Raw genomic sequence first — 21865 nt, 5'->3', positions numbered from 1 at the left:
GTCTTAGTTCAAAAAAGAAATCCATATTCCTCATGTTTTACTCCTTACCTCTCTAAAGTTCGACTCTTCCATTTTCATTTTTCTTCCCCCTTTTTGATTTTTATTTGTAATGCAATAACGTTCCGACAATGTATTTCGGACTCCCCCTCACTATAGGTTTAGCTTGATGCAGCCATCCCCACATCGGCGGAAACATGATCAGCCTCCCCGGTTTGGGTTTCGCCATAATTCCCATCTGCGGAAAGTCGGTCTCACCGCCTATAAAATCATCATTCAGATAGAAAAACACAACTAGAAACCGTCTCGCCGAATCATGATCGGTGACGTCCACGTGGGTATCGAAGCGATCATCCCCTCCGGGCTGATAACGTTTCATCCGTATCTGCTCGAACGTGTACTCCCTCGGCCATTGGTGTGATACGATTTCATTGTCTTCTTTGTAACGTTCGATCGCTTCACGAAATAGATGGCTGAGGAATGTGACGTCATCACCAAAGATTTCGTGTTGATAGAGGTTGATCTGAGTGAAACGCATCTGCCACTCATCATGCGTATTACGCACATTATGGTGACACTGTGGATTGGCTTCGAATCGCTCGATCAAATCTTGGCAGTAGCTTTTACTTAAAACGTCGTCGTACATACTGATATAGTTTTGCATGGTATTACCTTACACTCAACCCTTCATCCAAATATTTGATCATCGGATAGATAAAGAACTCGATCACTCGGCGTTTACCGACTTTGAGCTCTGCGGTGACACTCATCCCCGGATGGATGGAGAGGGTTTTCCCCTCCCCTTTGAGGGTCAGATTTGATGGTGCTATGGCGATCTCATAGACGGGTCCGAGTTTCTCATCTTCGATAGCGTCATCGGCGATGTGTTTGACCTCTCCGTGGATGAGTCCGTATTTTTGGAAATCGAACGTATCGATCTTCACTGCTGCTTCCATCTTCTTGGTCACGAATCCGATGTCTTGGTTTTGTACAGTCGCTTTTATGATGAGGGGGACACCTTTGGGGATTAGGGTGAGAAGTTTCTCTGCAGGGGTGACGACTCCTCCTACGGTGTGGACTAAGAGTTTTCCGATATAACCATCCACAGGAGCGATGATCTGCTGTTTGGCGTTACGAAACTGGGTTGTTTCGACTTCGGTGCGCAGGGATGTTGCCTCTTTGGACTTTTGGGTGAGTTCGGCTAAGAGTTTGTTGCGGTACTCTTGGGTGATGAGGCGGAGCTGTTGGTTTAGTTCGTTTAGTTTGCCCTGCGATTGGGCAATGACATGCTCTTTCATGGTGAGCTGTTCTTGGTACTCTATCCGTTGGTTCTGTGCTTCGACGTAGTCACGTTTGGCGATGATGTCGAGGACTTCTTTGAGACGGGCTTCGTGATCTTTTGCGGAGGCTAAGAGTTGTTTGAGTCTGCTTTTATCCGCTTTTGCCGCTTCGGTCGCTTCATCGTTTTGGCGAATCTGTTCTTGGAGAACTTGACGTTGTTGATCGTAAGCGAGTTTACCGGAAGTATACATCATCTGCTGGGTGGCGATGGCGGCAGTATCTTGACATTTACTGCTAGGATGAAAGGCTCTATCGTTGATCTGGGCATCGAGGCGTTCAATCTCTAAATCGAGGAGTGTTAGGTTCTTTTGTTTGGACTCCAGATCGCTTTGGGTGAGCGAGGGGTCGATCTCCATCAGCACCTCCCCCTTTTTAACACTTTGCCCCTCTTTGATATGAATAGCGCTGATTACCCCCGTCTCAACAGGCTGAAGGGTTTTTATCTCACCATCAGGGACGACTTTGCCCCGTGCGCTCACTACCACGTCGATTTTGGCGAGGAAGAGCCAAAGGAGTCCTATCACCATAAAGGCGAGGATGGCATACAGCAGGCTTCTTCCGAGCGGTGACGTGGGACGCTCTTCGATCTCGACGAGGAGCGGGGTAAATTCGTGTTTGTCTTTGGTATGAAATAAGCCCATCGTTATAACCCTTGCTGTGTGGTAAGTTTGTAGTAATAACCCTGCAATCGCATTAGCTCTTCGTGGCTTCCGCGCTCGACGATGTGCCCTTTGTCCATCACGATGATGATGTCACAATCTTTGACGGTACTGAGGCGATGGGCGACGATGAACATCGTGCGTCCTGTTTTAATGCTTTGGAGATTGTCTTGGATAATCCGCTCCGATTCATAATCGAGTGCCGAAGTTGCTTCGTCAAATATGAGGATGCGAGGATTGGTGATCAGGGCGCGGGCGATAGCGATACGCTGACGCTGACCGCCTGAGAGTGCGGCACCTCTCTCCCCTACCTGGGTATCATACCCCTCTGAGAGTTCAGCGATAAACTCATCGGCTCCCGCCATACGAGATGCGGCGATAATATGCTCCATCGGGGCATCGGGACGACTCAGAGAGATGTTCTCTTTGATCGTACCGCTAAAGAGGTAGTTCTCTTGGAGTACCACTCCGATGTTGTTACGGAGCCATTTGGGGTTCATATGGCGGACGTCTACTCCGTCGATGTAGATCGTTCCGCTGTTAGGAATATAGAGACGTTGGATCAGTTTGGTGATCGTACTCTTACCGCTGCCGCTGCGTCCTACCAGTCCTACACTGCTCCCGATAGGTATTTCGGCACTGATACCGTTTAGTACAGCGGGAGAATCGGGAGCGTAGGAGAAGACGATGTTATCGAAGTTCACGCTTCCATCGATTTTAGGGAGGGTGATTGCCTTGTCATTGGTTTGCTCTGTCGGGGTGTTAAGGATATCGCCTAGACGATCCACCGAGAGGAGTGTTTGTTGAAACTCGTTCCATAGATTCACCAGTCGTAATACCGGTCCCGTAAACTGCCCTGCGAACATCTGAAAGGCGATAAGCTGACCGACACTCAGTTTCCCCTCTAGTACCAACGTCACCCCCATGTAGAGCATCGAGATAGTGAGGAGCTTTTGAAGTGCTCCGCTCACCCCGCCTAGGATGTTCGAGAGGTTGCTGAGCTGAAATCCTGCATTGACGTAACGGGCGAGATAATCTTCCCATTTGCGCTGCATCGAACCCTCTAATGCGAGGGACTTGACCGTCTGTACCCCCGTCACCGCTTCGACGAGGTAAGCGTTGCTTTGCGCCCCCATCTGAAACTTCTCTTCGAGTCTGCGGCGCAGTTCAGGAGTGATGATAAGATAGAGGATGGCGATGACCGTGACGAATCCCAGTACAACAAGGGTGAGTTTTACACTGTAGAGGAGCATCACCGCGACAAAGACCACTGAAAAAAGGACATCGAGGATGAGGGTAACCGATTTGTTAGCGATGAACTCACGGATTTGGTCAAGCTCACGGACACGGGCGATGATGTTCCCCACTTTACGCTTCTCGAAATAGACGAACGGCAATGCGAGGAGATGGTGAAAGAGCTTCGCCCCCAGTTTGGCATCGATCTTGGAAGTAGTATGGGCGAAGATGTAACTGCGGATCAGATTGAGGATCAGTTCGAACACCGCCACGGCGATAAAAGCAACCGCAAGGACATCAAGGGTACTCATCGAGCGGTGTACGAGAACCTTATCGAGGATCACCTGCGTAAAGAGCGGCGCGACGAGACCGAATAGCTGAAGAACGAAGGAGGCGATCAATACCTCTGCCATCACCTTTTTGTACTTCATGATCTGTCGAAAGAACCAGCCGAATCCGAAACGGGCATCGGCGCTGAGAATACGGTGCTTAAGGACGATGCTTTTACCGGAGCTTTGAGCGTTACAATCTTCATAGCTCATAATATAAGGCTCTTTACGGGTGATGTCAAAGACCAGTAGTTCTTGTTTCTCACTATTGGCTTGGATGATGCTCATGTAAGAGCCATCGATCTTTTGAACAATGATCGGCATCGGATAGCTCTCGATCAGTTTTTCGATGGAGAGTTTTTTGATGCTTGCGCGGAATCCTTGGGCGGATGCAATACGGGTGAGCTCTTCGATGGAGGGTTCGCTTTCACTTAGAGCATACTCTTTGATAATGACGCGGGTATCGATGGCGATGCGGTTGAGTTTACCCGCGACTTCGAGGGCGGTTAGTGCACTGTGCATGATTCAATTCCGCTATGCTGTAATTTCAACGATTCACTCTCATAAGCATGTTGTATCATCTCAGATTTCAGTGTCAATTCTCTCTCCAGTCCCTCTAGTTTCACGCTCACCTCACTCACGGCGTCCGCTTCACCCTGCGCTCTGAGTCTTTGGATCATGGTGAGTTTGGAGCGGGTTTCATTGAGTGCTTCGGTTTCATTTTTGGTGAGCTGTATGAGACGATTGAGCTTCTCATGTTTGGTGCGGGTTTCGTGATCGAATTCCCTCTGTGAGAGTTCAGCTTCTTCACGGATGCGAGAAAGTTCCAGACGGAGACGTTCGGATTCACTGTTATATTTAAACCCCTCGAACAGACTCCATCGCAAACTTACCCCGGCATTCCAGCTATTGGGACGGATATCATCAAATCCGTGTGAAAAGTTATCCTGATCCGATCCGTAGAGATAGTACGATGAGTAAAGCGATACGACCGGGAACTGCGAGCGATTCAACATCGAGATTTCGGATTGTTTCTGGAGGATTTTTTCTTCATAACTGCGTGCTTGCGGGGTATGGAAAAAGGATAATGTGTTATTGTCCCCATTTGCTTCCAAAGGGAGTAATCTGGTATCGGTCGTACTGAGATCGATATGGGATTTTTGAGAGAGGGCTATGATGTTTTCGTCAAACTCCATGGAGGAGCGCTCGATGTCACGTTCAAGATCGATGATACGGATTGCTTCATCCCCGACCGAAACGCGGGATTCTTTGCCGGCACTGTAGAGACGCTGTTTGAGACTGTAGAGTTCTTGAGTGAGTGTGAGCATAGTGTGATTTGAAAGCTTTTTCACTTTGGGCCCTCTGGGCACGAACATAATGTTCGAGAAGTTCTCGGTAGAGTTTGATCTCTTCATTACACTGATCGAGTTTTTTTAGCGCAATCTCTTTTTCTCCTACTTCGATCTGTTTGAGCGTAGAGCCGAAATGATAGAGTTCGTAATTTAGTCGAAGTGCTACCGAGTGCTCATAGGGGATGGTAGAGTTAATCGTCGTATCACCCACCGAAATACTCCCGGAGGATTTGGGATCGAGGTTATGGTTATATTCACCGCTGTAACCCAAAGAGAGCTGAGGATAGAGGGTCGAATAGATACTCTCTAAACGGGCTTCTTCGATTTTTGTGTCGATGGAGCGGAGATTAAGACGGTGGGAAGAGTGCAATGCACTCTCTTTTAACTCGGAAAACGTGATTTCACGGGCAGATAAAAGATTCAAGGCAGTTAGGAGAAAAATAGCGGGTAGTTTCATAGGCACTTCATTATCTAAATTATTTAAGAAATTTATAATAACTAAGTGTTTCTTAGAAAAGTGATATTTTAAATAAACAGTAAATAATTATTTTAATGTTTTACTAAAAGTAACACATACTGATGTTTAATATGTTATATAACGTTATTATTTTTGTTTGCTATTGTATGAAATTTATAATTTTAATGATAATTCGGTAGAAATTCCATCGCTATCGTTTTCATACACCATAAAGGATATTACGGTATAGAATTCGACATTGATTAATACATTGAATCGAATAAAGAGTAATTTTGAACAAGGGCTTGACAATTAATCGCAATAATGTTAATCTTACTTTACATATTTACAGATAGGTTGCCTATATGAGTTTACAAACACTTTTCCAAGAACAAGCAAAACGGCTCCGCACAATTTCACTGGATAAAAAGCGTTACCTTTATGATCAAATCAATTGGACATCTAAATCGATCGGTATCTTGGGGCAAAGAGGACTTGGAAAAACCACAATGATGCTCCAGTACATCAAAGAAAACTATGAAGGGAGTGATAAAGCGCTGTACATTTCGCTCGACAACCCCTATTTCCAATCGGTATCTCTATATGATTTTGCCATGGAATTTGAAAGCTATGGGGGAGAGATATTATTTATCGACGAAGTGCATAAATATGACGATTGGTCAAGCCATGTCAAAACAATTTATGATGCTTCTGCTCTTCGAGTCGTCTTTTCAGGTTCTTCGATCCTCCAGATCAATAAACAAAAAGGGGACCTTTCTCGAAGAAGCCTTATTTATACTCTTGAAAATCTATCTTTTAGAGAATATTTGAGCCTTAGTGGTGCTATGGAATACCAGCCTATCAGCCTCGAAGATCTTTTAGAGAACCATGGTGCGATTGCAACAAATATATCAGCGCAGATCAAACCACTCAAATATTTTAAAGAATATCTAGAATGCGGTGCCTATCCGTTTGTATTGGAAGACAAAGATAATTTCCATCAACGTCTCGTACAAGTGATCAATCTCATCCTTGAAACCGATTTACCCTATATTAACCGAATTGAAATGGCACAAATCGGAAAGCTCAAAAAGCTTCTTTACCTTTTGGCAATCAATGTCCCATTTATCCCTAATATCACCGATCTCTCATCTGCAACTCAAATTTCAAGACCTAAAGTATACGAGTATCTAAATCATCTGGAACAGGCTAAAATCATCAATACGCTGCGAAGTAAAGAAAAAGGGTATAACGTACTATCCAAGCCCGAGAAGCTGTTAATGCAAAATACCAATCTTTCCTTTGCTCTCTCCTCGTCTGTCGATATTGGAAGTATGAGAGAGGCATTTTTCGTCAACCAGATCAAAAATGCCCTTGCTGCTAAAAACCGATTTATCGATGAATCGATCTATAGCTCTAAAAAAGGGGATTTTTTAGTAGACGATAAGTACACGTTTGAAATAGGTGGAAAGAATAAAGGCTTTGAGCAAATCAAAGATATCTCAAACAGCTATGTCGCTTCCGATGATATCGAGATAGGCTATAAAAATAAAATCCCCCTTTGGCTCTTTGGATTTTTGTATTAAAATGAAAAGAAAATCAATTCTAAAATTTCATCAAAAGTATAAATATGTGTATCAAATACATTACACACGACCTCTCTATCGCTTAAGAATAAAAGTATTTCTAGCTATTTTATTAACAAATTTCTAGCAATATTTAATTGAAAAGTTATGACAAATTTTCTCAAATAAATCGTAATTTAAAAAATTATGAAGCTATTTCTAATAAAATTATGATGTTAGCTTAAACAATAGATAAAAAAGTGCTCTGAAAAAAAGACGTAAAAAAGAAGATTGAAACAAATGTGGTGTCTAAACAGACTTTGGCAAGCCGTTTAGACGAGTTTTTGTATGGAGATACATAGTTAGTTTGATTGGCTGGCCCGCCGATTCAAACCAAATACACAGGAAAAGGAGGCTTACCCTGATGTTGAATATGAAACAGAATACACGAAAAGTTAGCAAACAGCTCATGAGATTTAGTATCACTAGTACAAAACAAGCATTATCCCTTGTTCAGATTAAACCATTTAACTCATCAAGAAAGGGTACATCCTTATCATGACTTTGGTATTCTATCCCCTCTCCTTTCCTTTTTACAATAATAAAATTATATTAGAATTAAAAACAAAGATATATTTAATAAATAAATATATTATTAATTTTATAAATCAAAATATTATATTAAGAATAAAGTGTTTCCTCTACTTACTAAATATATATTATATTGAAAACAATGATACGGTTTCCCGTGTAAAGCATCTTTGGTAATTCAGCTCATTTTTACTACACTTCCATCATGGAATCAACTAAAGAACAACTCATTATCGATATTGAAAACCTGCTAAACCGCTATGATGGGCTCAAACCCACCCATATTGATCCTGCTTTACTTCAATTTTTGGATCGACAAACCCTACTCAGCATCATCGATTCTATTCTAAGACAGCAAGAAAAAACGAATGAATCCAATATAGAATGGTTAGAACAATTCAAAAAACATTAATATCTAATCATGATCACAAAAACCGTTTTTGTAATTATTCAGACCAAAATTGTTTTTTTAAGGTAATGCTAAAAAATATGATCTATAATTACAACAATTATCCACAGTGATATTTTCTAACAACCAAAAGGAGTCCTCATGTCATCCAATGTAGATTTGATTCAACTTACTGAACAAACCAAAAAACTGACCGCAATGGTCGTCGAAGACGAAGTTGTTGCGAATGATCTTTTGAGTTCAACGTTCAAAAACTTTTTTGCTGACGTAACATCAGCTTATAACGGTGCTGAAGCACTACGTATGTATGAGAAAGTTAATCCGGATATCGTTTTTGTTGATATCATCATGCCGGAAATCGATGGTATCGAGCTTGCTCGCCGTATCCGTTCTATCAACCCGTCACAAATCATCATCGTTATCTCTGCGAGCAACGATATTCAAAAAATCTCTGAATCAATCGAAGTTGGTGTTAACAGCTTTATCCAAAAACCGATTGATACGAAAAAAATCCTTGAAATGCTTCAAAACATTACAAGCCTTGTATCTAAACGTAAAAAAATCGAAACTAAAACTTTCTCTATCTCATTGCCATTGGATGTTTATGAGTTGGTTGACGATAACGCTAAAGCAGAGAGTATCTCTAAAAATGCCGTTATTATCCGTGCACTTCGCTCATTCTATAACGACTAATCTCCCCTCTTCCCACTTTTGTGGGAAACAAATATGCTGATTTAGCTTTTTTTCAGCAATTAAACTCTATAATTTCGGCTCAGGTTTACCTGTTCTTATTAATACGGCCCCATCATCTAATGGTTAGGATTCCAGATTTTCATTCTGGCCATACGAGTTCGAATCTCGTTGGGGTCACCACTTTTTATTTTCTTCACAAACTATCACGATCATTATCCTTTTAAACGCTAAAATAGTAAAAATTCAAGGTTCCTAATGAAAAAAAAACAAATCATAAATCTGCTTTATTGGATAGCTTTCGCCGCTATTGCTCTTTATTTTGCTTATGCAAAAGGTTGGATATTCGCTGATTTTGAATCTATCACTCCACAGCAAGCGCATACTCTTTTGGAAAATGACAAAAACGTTTTTCTGCTAGATGTCCGTACCCAAGAAGAGTTCTCGAACGAGTACATTGAAAGCGCAACACTGATCCCGGTTCAGGTTTTATCCGAAAATCTTTCTCAACTTGAAAGTGTTAAAAAGAAAAAAATTATTGTCTATTGTCACAGCGGTAACCGTAGTGTTGCCGCTTCCCGTATCCTTGTTGCAAATGGATTCACACCGCTGAATATGAAAGGCGGAATATCGCAATGGAAAAATGAAGGATTTACTGTAATATATTAAAACCAATAGATCAAACAAAACTCAGATCATACGATAGCCCAAAGTTAAACATTTTCATTTAGGAGTGTGCTTTTGTGAGTGTTAAAAATCTCTATATCGCTTCGTTAGAACCTAATGCCGGATCGCTCATCGTCTCAATGGGTATCATGGAAATGCTTAAAAGCCGTGTCAATAAAATCGCTTTTTTCAGACCGGTTATTGCCGATACGTCGATTCTCGACAATGATATCCATTTTATCCTTACTCACTTTAATCTGGATCAAAAGGCTGAAAGCTGTTACGGCTTTGGGCTGGATGAAGTTGAAACACTTCTCTCTGAGGGAAAAGAGGGCTATATCATAGAACGTTTGATAGAGCAATATCATACACTGGAAGGACACTATGACTTTATCCTTATCCAAGGGCTGGATCAAACCTCTTTTACAAAAATGCTCTCGTATAATTTCAATCACGTTATCGCTAAAAACCTTCAAGCCCCCTATATCAGTGTCATCAACGGTAAAAGCAAATCTTTTGAACATCTCTCTCATGAAATTAGTTTGGAACGCGTATCTCTCAAACATCAGCAAGTAGAGCATATGGCCATTTTTGTGAACCGTTTAGATGAAAAAAACAACCATTTATTTCGAGAAAAGTATGATGAGCAGAGTATCCCTACTTTTTTCATGAGAGAGATCGATGAACTAGACCGCTTAAGTGTCGCGGAAGTGAAACAAGTATTAAACGCTCATCAGCTCGTCGGTGAGCCAAAAGAGCTGGAACGGAGTATCAAACGACCGATAATCGCGGCAATGAATATAGAACATTTATTAAGCCGTATTGAAGAGAATGATCTGATCATCGTTCCGGGAGATCGACTCGATATTATTTTGGGTGTATTACAGGCCAACCAATCCAAAGAATTTCACTCAATTGCCGCTATCTTACTCACAGGTGGGCTGATCCCGCCTCAGAGCATTTTAAAACTGATCGACGGAATTGAGTTTAAGACACTTCCGATATTAAGCGTCGAAAGTGATACCTATCAAAGTGCGCTGAGTGTCGATGCTATTTCCCCTGCCCTGCATCCGGAACAAACACGCAAAATTGCGCTGGCCATGGGGGCATTTATAAATGCTGTCGATGTGGAACGTTTAAGTGAACGTCTCCGCACCGCACACAGCGATATCGTTACCCCTGCAATGTTTGAATACAGTCTCTATCAGCGTGCGTATACGGCACGTAAACGTATTGTTCTACCTGAAAGCAGCGATGAACGGATTTTACGTGCGGCTGAAATCCTGCTACGACGCGATGTTGTTGATCTTATTTTATTGGGCAAACCGCAGATTATTCTCCATCAGGCAAATACATTAGGGCTTGATATTTCCAAAGCAATAATCATCGATCCGGCTGCTTCGCCCCTTATGCAACCCTATGCGGAAGAGTTTTATGAAATGCGGCGTCACAAAGGGATGAGCATGAATACCGCAATCGATTCGATGAGTCATGGCACCTATTTTGCAACAATGATGGTGCATAAAGGGGATGCAGACGGTATGGTTTCAGGTTCGATCCATACGACACAAGACACCATACTTCCCGCATTGCAGATTATCAAAACAACCCCTTCTATCTCACTCGTTTCAAGTCTATTTTTCATGTGTCTGGATACGAAAGTACTTGTCTATGCCGACTGCGCTGTCAATCAGACCCCTGATGCCGAACAACTCGCCCAGATCGCTATTGCTTCTGCATACAGTGCAAAATCATTCGGGATTGAACCGCGCATCGCGATGCTCTCCTATTCAACCGGTAATTCGGGGCATGGAGATGATGTTGAAAAAGTACGCGAAGCGACCAAAATTGTCAAAGAACGTCATCCAAAGATGCTCATCGAAGGGCCGATCCAATACGACGCCGCCATCGATCCTGATGTCGCTCGTATCAAACTACCGGGTTCTGCGGTAGCCGGACAAGCAACGATTTTTATCTTTCCTGATCTCAACACCGGCAACAATACCTACAAAGCAGTTCAGCGCTCCGCTGGTGCAATCGCGATCGGTCCGATACTGCAAGGGCTGAAAAAACCGGTTAACGATCTCAGCCGAGGCTGTGAGATTGCCGATATCGTTAATACGATTCTTATCACTGCCATCCAAGCACAAAGTAATGTCGTATGAGTATCCTCGTTATCAATGCCGGCAGTTCGTCCATTAAATACAGTGTGTATGAAACAAAAACGCTTCGTATGATTAACCATGGATTGATTGAAGAGATTCGTAATCACCATGAGGGATTTGAAGTGATGCGAGGTCACCTCGAAACTCACGATATCGATATCACCCAAATCGATGCAATCGGTCACCGCGTTGTTCACGGTGGTGAGCGTTTTCATGAACCTGCACGGATCGATGATGATCTCATCCATGAAATTCGTTCTCTTATTCCGCTCGCACCGCTGCATAATCCCGCCAATATCGAGGGGATTCAAGCCGCACGTGCTATTGCACCGAATGTTCCTAATTTTGCAATCTTCGATACTGCCTTTCATCAGAGCATGCCACCGTATAGCTATCGCTATCCCCTCCCCCATGATTGGTATGAATCGTATCATGTACGCCGTTACGGTTTTCACGGTACCTCACACCATTATGTGAGTACACAAGCTGCCCTGATACTGCAAAAACCGCTCGAAGAACTAAATCTCATCACCTTTCATATCGGTAACGGTGTCAGTGCCTGTGCAATCGAAAATGGTCGCAGTATCGATACATCGATGGGAATGACACCGCTGGAGGGGCTGATGATGGGATCGCGTTGCGGGAGCATCGACCCATCAATCATCGGATATCTCATGCGCGAAACAAAAATGAGTATCGATGAAATCGATACTATTTTGAACAAAAAAAGCGGCCTCCTCGCTATCGCAGGAACAAATGATATACGCAGTGTTATTGATGCAAAAAATCGTGGAAATCAAAACGCTGCATTGGCGATCGATATGTTCGTCTATCGACTCAAGAAGCAGCTCGGTGAGTATATGGCCATCTTGCGGGGGGTCGATGCAGTCGTATTTACAGGCGGCATCGGTGAACATTCACCGCTCATCCATGAAATGGTGTGTGAAGGGCTAGAACATCTGGGAATCAGTCTTGATAAAGAGAAAAACCGTGCATGCGAGACACAGATTCACGATTTAAACACGAACATAGCCCTTCTCGTCATTCCGACCGATGAAGAGCTTCAAATCGCTCTTTACGTCCAAAAGCTACTTTTATCTTAGTGCCGATAATGCTGAAGGGCATACATATAAGAGTTACGCTCATACGCTGAAGGATTATCGGTGTGAAGTAAAGAGATAGAGCCTTTCATTTGCGCTATCGAAATATATTCATGTTTTTCCATCCACTCTATCATATTAGTTAATATATTTCTAATTTCCCCCTCCCCTTTGAGTAGCAATACCGAAGCCAATGCCGTTGCATCGGCTCCGCTCATAAGGGCCTTAAGCACATCCTCTGCGCTGTGGATTCCTGTATTGGCACACAGTGAGCAGGGGAATTTATTGTAAAGAATAGCACACCATCGTAGCGTCTCACTGAGGTTATAGGAACTGGTGATATTGGCTCGCTGCAACGTGGTAAGAAGTTCCAAATCGACATCGACTACGGTGGGATTATCAAAGATACTCAATCCGCTCGCTCCTGCTTCCACAAAGCGTTTGGCCATATTGGCCGGATTGGAGAAGTAGGCGTTCATTTTCACATTGATCGGAATCGATATCTCCTGTGCGAGCATGGCAACGGTATCTACGTACATTTTTTCAACCACACTCCCCTCCAAATCGATTTCGGTAGGGATATAAGTAATATTGAGTTCCAATCCATCCGCACCGGCTTGTTCGATCTTCTTTGCGTATTTAACCCATCCTCCCGCCGATACCCCGTTAAGACTTGCGATGACAGGAATCGAGACTGACTGTTTAACCCGCTGAATTTCATTGAGATAATGGTCGGCTTGAAGATTGTCAAAATCGACCTCACTGGGAAGATAACTGATCGCTTCAGCATTCGAATCACTATGAATATGCAAAAAATGGTCAATTTGATGTATCTCATGATTAATTTCCTCTTCAAAAAGAGAATGCATGATCACTGCGGCAATACCGTTATCTTCGAGTTTTTGGATACTCTCTAAAGAGGCAGTAAGCGGCGAGGCGCTGGCGATCAGGGGATTTTTGAGGGTAAAACCCAAAAATGTGGTAGAGAGTTCCATTATTCTTCCTCCTGTGCTGGTTCATAATATTCATGTAGATTTTGATAGCGCGCGTAAAGTGATTGCGCCGTATGTGCTGCGGTAATTAAAAATGATTCGGCAGATTCTTTGTTCATTTTTTCGGCCATTTTAAAGCGTGTTTCACGGTACATGAAATCTTTGACATCGATTTTTGGCCCCTTGTAATCGAGGGTCATCGGATTTACTCTCTCTTTGATTTTATCAGGATTAAATCGGAATATCGGCCACAATCCACTCTCCACTGAGCGTTTTTGCTGATCAAATCCATAACGCAGGTCATACCCGTGCGCTACGCAATGCGAGTAGGCGATGATGATTGATGGCCCATCATACTGTTCAGCTTCAATAAACGCTTTGACTGTTGCCGTATCGTTTGCCCCCATTGCAACTTTGGCGACGTAGACATTTTCATAAGCAATCGCCATTGCGGCCAAATCTTTTGGCAATCCCGCTTTCCCCCCTGCGGCAAATTTCGCAACCGCTCCTGTAAAGGTTGCTTTGGACTGCTGCCCTCCTGTGTTGGAGTAGACTTGCGTATCAAGAACAAGAATATTGACATTTTTTCCGCTGGCCAGGACATGATCGAGTCCTCCATAGCCGATATCGTATGCCCAGCCGTCTCCTCCTATGATCCAAACCGATTTTTTGACAAGATAGTCCGAGAGTTCGATCAGTGTTTTGGCTTCTTCAATGCCCAACACCTCCAACGCAAGCTTCAACGCTTCCACCCGTTTGCGTTGGGCATTGATTTGCATTTCCGTATGCTGATCGGCATAAAGAATTGCATCTGCCAACGAACTATCCAGATGCGGTTTCAAACTTTCCAACAGCCCTTTGGCACGCTCAGTATGGGCATCAATGGCCAAACGAAAGCCCAGACCAAATTCGGCGTTGTCTTCAAAAAGTGAATTAGACCATGCCGGACCTCGTCCCTCATCATTTTTTCGCCATGGAGTGGTCGGAAGATTACCGCCATAGATCGAACTGCATCCCGTCGCGTTGGCGATTACCATCCGATCACCGAAAAGCTGAGAAACAAGTTTCACGTACGGTGTTTCGCCACATCCCGGACATGCTCCGCTGAATTCAAACAGCGGTTCCAAAAACTGAGACTCTTTTAGATTGCTATGGTCGAGTTTCTCTCGATCCATCTTCGGCAATGAGAGGAAGAAATCCCACTGCATAATCGCCGCTTCGCGCAACGGAAGTTGCGGCGTCATATTGATCGCTTTCAGATTGGTTTCGGATTTGTTTTTTGCCGGACATACTTCGACACAAAGTGCGCATCCGGTGCAGTCTTCGACAGCGACAGAGATATTAAACATCTCATTCTCACCAAAACTTTTTCCCTTTGCCGCTTTTGCCACAAATCCTTCAGGTGCTTCGTGCAAGTAGGAGATGTCAAAAACATTGGAACGTATGACTGAATGGGGACAGGCGAAAACACATTTGTTACACTGGATACAGGTTTCAGGATCCCACAGTGGAACCTCCTGGGCGATATTTCGTTTCTCATACTGCGTCGTTCCTGTCGGCCACGTACCATCATCAGGCATTTGCGATACCCGTATCTCATCTCCTTTAAACGCAGAAATTTTACCGATCACCTCTTCGATAAAGGGGCTCATCTCTCCTTTTAGCGTGTGTTGCAATTCACGCTGAGAGTTGACAGATAATGGAACATTGATTTCATAGAGATTTTCCAGTGTTGCATCGACGGCGGCGTAGTTCATCTGTACAATCACATCCCCTTTGGTGCCGTAGGTTTTTTGGATCGATCCTTTGATTTTTGCTATTGATTCTTCTTTGGAAAGAATCCCGCTGATGGCAAAAAAACAGGTTTGCATCACGGTGTTGATCCGCCGTCCCATATTGGAAGATTGAGCCACCTTGTACGCATCGATGGCATAGAATTTGAGTTTTTTTTCGATGATCCTCTCTTGCGTTACACGCGGCAGACGATTCCACACCTCCTCTTTCGGATACGGGGTGTTGAGCAAAAAGACCGCACCCTCTTTGGCAATATCCAGAAGATCCAGTTTTTCGAGAAATACTGCCTGATGGACCCCGACAAAATCAGCTTTTTGGATCAAATAGGTTGATCGGATCGGTTGCGTACCGAATCGTAAATGGGACGTCGTCATTGAACCCGATTTTTTCGAATCGTAAACAAAATACCCTTGTGCATAATGGTCTGTCTCGGTGCCGATTATTTTGATCGTATTTTTGTTCGCTCCGACTGTCCCATCCGATCCAAGTCCATAAAATACCGCCTGAAACTGATCGGAATTCTCGAGGATAAAATTATGGTCATACTCCAAAGAGGTGAACGTGACATCATCGTCGATCCCTATCGTAAAGTGATTTTTCGGGGATGATTTTGAGAGTTCCTTGTAAATCGAAAAGATCATAGCTGGGGTGAACTCTTTGGACGAAAGACCGTATCGCCCTCCGATAATGCGAGGTATCTTAAACGGAAGCGATTCTTGGTTTTCAAACAAGGCTGTTAGAACATCATGATAAAGAGGTTCGCCCAAACTTCCCGGCTCTTTGGTACGATCCAGCACCGCTATGGAATGGACACTCGGAGGAAAGGCTGCGATAAATGCTTCAGATGCAAAGGGCAAGGCTAAACGCACTTTGATCATTCCGACCTTTTGTCCTTGTGTTACAAGATAATTTACACTCTCTTCCACCGCTTCGGCACCCGAACCCATTAGGAGAATGATCCTCTCTGCATCCACTGACCCGACATAATCGAATAAATTATAGGCTCGCCCCGTAAGTGCGGCAAAGCGATCCATCTCGCTTTGCACTATTTTGGGCAAGGCTTGATAATATCGGTTGACACTCTCACGCCCTTGAAAATAGACATCGGGATTTTGTGCAGTACCTCGCAAAACGGGGTGATCGGGGCTGAGGGCACGGCGTCGGTGTGCAGCAACTAAATCCTGATCGATCATCGCTTTTAAAACGTCGTTGCTCAATTTCTGAATTCGGCTCACCTCATGCGAGGTACGAAATCCGTCAAAAAAATGGATAAACGGTATACGTGAGCGCAGCGATGCCGCTTGAGAAATAAGGGCAAAATCATGCGCTTCTTGGACCGAATTAGATGCGAACAGAGCAAAACCGCTCTGTCGAACCCCCATAACATCTTGGTGATCACCAAAAATCGAGAGCCCCTGTGCTGCAAGAGAGCGAGAAGCGACATGAAATACTGTTGAGGTTAGCTCTCCTGCGATCTTGTACATATTGGGGATCATGAGCAATAATCCCTGTGAAGCGGTGAACGTCGTCGTCAGCGCACCACTTTGCAATGCGCCGTGAACCGCGCCGCTTGCTCCACCTTCGCTTTGCATCTCGTACACTGTTGGGATGGTGCCAAAAATATTTTTCTCTTTTTTTGCACTGTAGAGGTCACTAAACTCTCCCATCGGGGAGGATGGTGTTATGGGATAGATAGCAATTACTTCATTGATTTTATGGGCGACCATAGCAACGGCTTCATTTCCATCGACGGTTATGGTAGTAGATTCAAACATAGACACACTCCCTAAGTTAAATATCCTATATAGATTGTATACTAAAAAGGTTACATTGAATCTGTATGTTAATGACGATAAAGTTGGGATTTATCACTCTATCTGTTGAATACTTTTCATAAAATATAAAGTTGTAATCTTTCTGTCGTATTATATTATTTGCCTATAGGATCTTAAAATGGAGACAAAAATGGAAAAAAAATTGTTAGCAGAAATATTTGAAAAATTACTGGATTTAAACGAGAAAATGAGACTCGGCATAAATCCTAAAAAAAACAATCCCTCTTTACTCAACATGCACCACTATCTCAATCTGCGCAAATACGACTTCGCGCATCTACAAGATGATCTCACCAAAGTTGGTCTATCTTCATTTGGCCGATCACAAGCACATATAGAAGCAAGTGTTAATGTCGCCCTTGAGATACTCTCCCGCGCGTTGGGGAAAAAGCTCCCTATTCAAGCCGCACATCTAAGTTATGAAGCCTCTCATCAGATCATGGATAAAAATGCCCAGATTTTTTCAACCTCCAGCGATAAAACCAAGATTATGATCACCGTCCCCTCAGAATTTGATGAGAATTGGTTTAGCGATCTCTCACATGAAGGGGTTCACCTCTTTCGAATTAATACGGCACATGATAATCCAGCGGCATGGAACGAGATGGCGAAAGGGATCAAAAAGGCATCGTGTGAAGATAAAGATTTAAAAATCTACGTCGATCTCGCGGGTCCTAAAATCAGAACTTCTCTCGAAAAAATAAAAAAATCGGAGAAACCGAAAAAAATCAAGGTTTTTTACGGCAATAAAGTATTAATCCATTCAACCGGTTCATCGCTTACAGAGAAAAAATCAAAACACTATGATGCTGTCGTAGGATGCAGTTTGAGTAAAATAGGAAGTATGGTCAATGTCGGTGATCCCCTCTTTTTGGATGATGGAAAAATCCAGCTCATTATTGATGAAATCCTCGGCGAAGATATCATTTGTACTGTTTTAACCCGCAATGATGAGGGGAGTAAAATCAAGGATGAAAAAGGGATCAATTTTCCCAACAGCGATATTGCGATTCATGCCATCTGCGATTATGATCGAGAAGTTTTACCCCATATTGTTGAATACGCCGATATTATCGGTATCTCCTTTACCCAAACTCCCGAAGATGTTACCGATCTCATTCAAGAGTTGGAACACTTAGGGAAAAAAGGGCACATAGCGATCGTTGCAAAAATCGAAACCAAAAAGGGGGTACAAAACCTCCCTGCCATACTCGAAACACTCATTCAATACGGCAATTCGGGAATCATGATCGCACGAGGAGATCTGGCGATCGAAATCGGATTTGAAAATTTGGCCTATATGCAAGAAGAGATTCTTGATCTCTGTACAGCGGCTCATATACCTGTGATTCTGGCTACCCAAGTGCTAGAGAGCAAAATGAAAACCAATATCCCAAGCCGTGCCGAAATCTCTGATGTTGCTTTTGCCCATAAAGCCGAATGTGTGATGTTAAACAAAGGAGATTATGCTCTTGAAACGATCAAAATCCTGACAACGATTTTTGCCCAAATGGATTTGATCTTTCGGAAAAATAAACTCCTTTACAATCCAAGTTTTCAGTGGAAGTAATCCAAGATATTTATCCTATTGGATTAAACCTTATAAAGCTCCGTTCTGTTTCTACCATTCTTTTTAGCTTCATAAAGTGCTTTATCCGATTTTTCAAAAAGGGTTTTTTTGGTATCTTCGCTGGAGAGCTGCGCGATCCCGAAACTGAGCGTTAAATTATTTTCGACAAACTTAAATACATATGAGTGAACCAATTTACGTAGATTTTCGGCTAAATTATACGCACCGTTAATCTCTGTCGCAGGGGTCAAAATAACAAACTCTTCTCCGCCCCATCGTGCAAAGATATCTCCTTTTTTAATATTATTTTCAATAAGATGAACCATATCCTGGAGCAATATATCGCCGGCTTGATGTCCATATGTATCATTAACCAGTTTAAAATTATCAACATCAAAAATAATCAAGCTTAATGCGATATCGTTGAGCTTTGCATTTGCAATCTCTATGCTAAAAATATCTTCAAAATTTTCTCGGTTGTTGATTCCGGTAAGCTTGTCTTTGTACGCTTTTTGCTCCAATGTATTCGTCATGGAATAGAGTTCATCGACCTTGTTTTTCATCGCTTTATTGATATTTCGCAATTGCTGTTTGGTCTCTTCAAGCTCAGTAATATCGTGTCGAATGGCTATGTATTCTATAACGTCTCCATCCACATCCAGAATCGGGATAACCGTCGTATCGACGATATACTGACTTCCGTCTTTTTTCATATTGGTGACAACACCGTTCCAACTTTTTTTTGCTTTGATCGTGTCCCACAAATCTTTAAATGCTTCTCTGGGCATATCGGGGTGTCGAATAATATTGTGCGGTTTTCCTACGAGTTCATCTCTCGTGTAACCGGATATCTCACAAAATTTATCATTGACATAAGTAATAACCCCTTTCGGATTGGTTTTTGAGACGATATTGCTCAAATCGACCGCTTTTTTATACTCTGCTAAAAGATTGGAGTTTTCACTTTTATAATTACGGTTACTGCTTATAATAGTCTCAAAATTGGATGCCAAATCATTGGCCATCTGCAATGTAAGAGAATCAATTTCACTTTGCAGGGCAAACGAAAGGTTTCCATTTTCAAAAATGATCTGTTCAATCGCATTTTTGAGTTTTAGGATCAAGGTAAAAAGATCGGATACAGTCACATTATAATTATTTAATAATTGTAAAAATTCAATCTTTATTTGGCATTCTGAAACAGTTGCTCGCCATTCAATCACACTGATATAGCAATCACAAAACTGATAAAAAAGGTGAGTATTTTTTTCGACAATAGGTAGAGAGTGCCTATGAAGCACATTTTTCACCTCATTTTGATTCATCCAAATTTTTATAATTTCATTACGGTGGACGCGTAAAAAATAGGAGAACTCTTCACTGTTTATTATCTTAATCATATAGGCTCACTTTATAAATTTAATCATCCATGACTATTATTTTAGTGTAAAAACAATAAAATATTTCTCATTAGTGATTGTACATTTGCACGTAATATTCGTGCACCATTCTTCCCGAGTCAAATGCCGGAATTACATCTGACATGGCAGTTTTTACAATCTGTGTCCACTGTTCAGGATGATCGTAATACATCGGTATAATCTCATTCTCCAAAATATCCATCATGTTTTTGTTGTCTTCGCTATCTTGAACCTCAATCGGTGTACTGTGATCGATCGGTGGTATCGTAAACGCATTAATACCGTGTTTTGCAAATTCAGGATGCCATCCGTCTTCTGTGGAGAAGTGTATAGAGCCATTCATACTCGCTGTCATCCCGCTCGTTCCGCTCGCTTCACGTGAAACACGCGGGGTATTGAGCCAAATGTCAGACCCTTTTTTCAAGATTCGAGAGAGTTCGAGTTCATAGCCGACGAGAACCGCCATGTTTTTGATACCATGGCTGATGTAGATCAATTCATTAAAAGCATTTACCGCATTGGTATCAAACGGATACGGTTTCCCCGCCCATATCACCTGAATCGGTTTATCGGTCCGTTCCAAAAGTTTTTTGAATCGGGCAAAATCGTGTTTTAGAAGCCCGGGGCGTTTGTATTCGGCAAAACGTCGCGCCCAAACAACCGTCAAAATATCGGGATTAAACATTTTTCCCGTCTGATCGGCTACGACGTTGAAAAGTTCTCGTTTAAGATGTTTTTTACGCCCGATAAGGGCATAGTCTTCGTGTTCATCAAGTGCAGACAGCATCCCGTTATCACTCCAGAAACGACGGTTCTGAGCATTGGTAATATAAATAATTTCAGAACTTCCTTCACAATCTTTCCACATCCGATTGGCCACTTCTCCGTGCATTTTCGATACGGCGTTGGTAATCTTCGATGAACGCAATGCTCCGACGGTGAGGTTAAAATTATCTTCATGTTCCATTTTCATAATGGTACGAACCGTCTCTAAAGTTAACCCGTTAAAAAATCCGAATTTATGGAGCAAATAAATATTGTGCTGCTCATTACCGGCATCTTCAGGGGTATGGGTGGTAAATACTACCCGCTTTTTGACCTCGTCCATATTTTGATATTTCGCATACAATTCATAAACAAGAGGGAGCGCATGTCCCTCATTCATGTGAAAAATATCAATTGTTTGCTTCAAGGCTTCCAGAACTTTTATCCCGCCGATCCCCAATACGACTTCTTGGGAAATACGGGTCTCTTCGTTGGCATCATAAAGTTTATGGGTAATGGTACGTGCCAAAAAGTCATTTTCGGGAATGTCGGTAGAGAGGAGGATAATCGGTGCAGAACTAAAGACATTCGGCGGTAAATAAAAGGCTTTAATATGGACATCCTGAGAGTGGATGTTAACCGTTGCACGAACCCCGAGGTCTTCAAGAAAATAGTAATGTTTACGGATAAATTCGGTTTCCAAACTTCGATCTTCATGTCGTGACTGATCGTAATAACCAAAACTCCATAAGATACCGACACCAACAACATTTTGACGTAGATCATACGCACTTCTCATGTGCGATCCTGACAAAAAACCTAAACCGCCCGAATAAACTTTGAGGGCCTGATGGATAGCAAACTCCATCGAAAAATAAGCAACACGGGTAGCGTATTTCGAATCAAATTCATAGTCATGTAAAATCATATC

Annotated in this window: 16 protein-coding genes and 1 tRNA gene; 8 read left to right on the top strand and 9 right to left on the bottom strand. The window is 42.6% G+C overall.

What is annotated here, in order from left to right; all coding sequences use genetic code 11:
• Window positions 1-100: 100 nt before the first annotated feature.
• The 5 genes from A3G19_RS10195 to A3G19_RS10175 are packed head-to-tail and all read right to left on the bottom strand — an operon-like array spanning window position 101 to window position 5371.
• Entirely contained in the window at window positions 101-661 is a 561-nt protein-coding gene (locus A3G19_RS10195; RefSeq protein WP_294872587.1) for a 2OG-Fe(II) oxygenase, read from the bottom strand.
• Window positions 662-665: 4 nt separating this feature from the next.
• Window positions 666-1979 (bottom strand): HlyD family type I secretion periplasmic adaptor subunit, encoded by a 1314-nt coding sequence (locus A3G19_RS10190; RefSeq protein WP_294872584.1) that lies wholly within the window; start codon window positions 1977-1979, stop codon window positions 666-668.
• A 2-nt stretch (window positions 1980-1981) separates the two neighbouring features.
• Window positions 1982-4084 (bottom strand): type I secretion system permease/ATPase, encoded by a 2103-nt coding sequence (locus A3G19_RS10185; protein ID WP_294872582.1) that lies wholly within the window; start codon window positions 4082-4084, stop codon window positions 1982-1984.
• The gene (locus tag A3G19_RS10180; RefSeq protein ID WP_294872580.1) at window positions 4069-4890 is read right to left on the bottom strand and encodes a TolC family protein; all 822 of its coding nucleotides are present in this window, start codon (window positions 4888-4890) and stop codon (window positions 4069-4071) included. Before A3G19_RS10180 ends, A3G19_RS10185 begins: the two co-directional genes overlap by 16 nt.
• Window positions 4805-5371: a TolC family protein gene (locus tag A3G19_RS10175; RefSeq protein ID WP_294872577.1), complete on the bottom strand. Its 567-nt coding sequence runs from the start codon at window positions 5369-5371 to the stop codon at window positions 4805-4807. The genes A3G19_RS10180 and A3G19_RS10175 overlap by 86 nt, the downstream gene beginning before the upstream one ends.
• Before the next feature lie 365 nt (window positions 5372-5736).
• Here A3G19_RS10175 and A3G19_RS10170 point away from each other — a divergent pair, with 365 nt between their 5' ends.
• The 7 genes from A3G19_RS10170 to A3G19_RS10140 all read left to right on the top strand — a co-directional run bounded on the left by A3G19_RS10170 (window position 5737) and on the right by A3G19_RS10140 (window position 12560).
• On the top strand, window positions 5737-6957 hold the full coding sequence (locus A3G19_RS10170; RefSeq protein WP_294872574.1) for an AAA family ATPase: 1221 nt from the start codon (window positions 5737-5739) through the stop codon (window positions 6955-6957).
• 775 nt (window positions 6958-7732) lie between these two features.
• Window positions 7733-7939 (top strand): hypothetical protein, encoded by a 207-nt coding sequence (locus tag A3G19_RS10165; protein ID WP_294872571.1) that lies wholly within the window; start codon window positions 7733-7735, stop codon window positions 7937-7939.
• A gap of 138 nt (window positions 7940-8077) precedes the next feature.
• Window positions 8078-8629, top strand: coding sequence for a response regulator (locus A3G19_RS10160; RefSeq protein ID WP_015653526.1), 552 nt, complete (start codon window positions 8078-8080; stop codon window positions 8627-8629).
• 105 nt (window positions 8630-8734) lie between these two features.
• Window positions 8735-8809 (top strand) — tRNA-Glu (locus A3G19_RS10155).
• Window positions 8810-8884: 75 nt separating this feature from the next.
• Window positions 8885-9295 carry a rhodanese-like domain-containing protein gene (locus A3G19_RS10150; protein ID WP_294872568.1) on the top strand — a complete coding sequence of 137 codons (411 nt, stop codon included), beginning with the start codon at window positions 8885-8887 and terminating at the stop codon, window positions 9293-9295.
• Window positions 9296-9369: 74 nt separating this feature from the next.
• A complete protein-coding gene (gene pta, locus A3G19_RS10145; protein WP_294872565.1) occupies window positions 9370-11457 on the top strand; it encodes a phosphate acetyltransferase in 2088 nt (695 codons plus the stop codon).
• A complete protein-coding gene (locus A3G19_RS10140) occupies window positions 11454-12560 on the top strand; it encodes an acetate kinase (RefSeq protein ID WP_294872562.1) in 1107 nt (368 codons plus the stop codon). The genes pta and A3G19_RS10140 overlap by 4 nt, the downstream gene beginning before the upstream one ends.
• On the opposite strand, the gene A3G19_RS10135 is transcribed toward A3G19_RS10140, so the two are convergent.
• Both A3G19_RS10135 and nifJ read right to left on the bottom strand, forming a co-directional pair.
• A complete protein-coding gene (locus A3G19_RS10135) occupies window positions 12557-13552 on the bottom strand; it encodes a dihydroorotate dehydrogenase-like protein (protein ID WP_294872560.1) in 996 nt (331 codons plus the stop codon). The two genes, A3G19_RS10140 and A3G19_RS10135, sit on opposite strands and share 4 nt — an antisense overlap.
• A complete protein-coding gene (nifJ, locus tag A3G19_RS10130) occupies window positions 13552-17118 on the bottom strand; it encodes a pyruvate:ferredoxin (flavodoxin) oxidoreductase (protein WP_294872557.1) in 3567 nt (1188 codons plus the stop codon). Before nifJ ends, A3G19_RS10135 begins: the two co-directional genes overlap by 1 nt.
• 190 nt (window positions 17119-17308) lie before the next feature.
• Between nifJ and A3G19_RS10125 the strand changes: the two genes are divergently transcribed.
• Window positions 17309-18748, top strand: a complete 1440-nt coding sequence (locus tag A3G19_RS10125; protein ID WP_294872554.1) for a pyruvate kinase — start codon at window positions 17309-17311, stop codon at window positions 18746-18748.
• 23 nt (window positions 18749-18771) lie between these two features.
• Here A3G19_RS10125 and A3G19_RS10120 read toward each other — a convergent pair whose 3' ends face one another.
• A complete protein-coding gene (locus A3G19_RS10120) occupies window positions 18772-19896 on the bottom strand; it encodes a sensor domain-containing diguanylate cyclase (protein ID WP_294872552.1) in 1125 nt (374 codons plus the stop codon).
• Window positions 19897-20218: 322 nt separating this feature from the next.
• Window positions 20219-21862, bottom strand: coding sequence for an alpha-glucan family phosphorylase (gene glgP / locus A3G19_RS10115; RefSeq protein WP_294872549.1), 1644 nt, complete (start codon window positions 21860-21862; stop codon window positions 20219-20221).
• Window positions 21863-21865: the final 3 nt, after the last annotated feature.

It is taken from the genome of Sulfuricurvum sp. RIFCSPLOWO2_12_FULL_43_24 (genome assembly GCF_001829605.1).
Taxonomy (GTDB): Bacteria; Campylobacterota; Campylobacteria; order Campylobacterales; family Sulfurimonadaceae; genus Sulfuricurvum.
The sequence above is the reverse complement of the archived record's forward strand: the minus strand, read 5'-3'. Positions and strand labels throughout refer to the sequence as shown.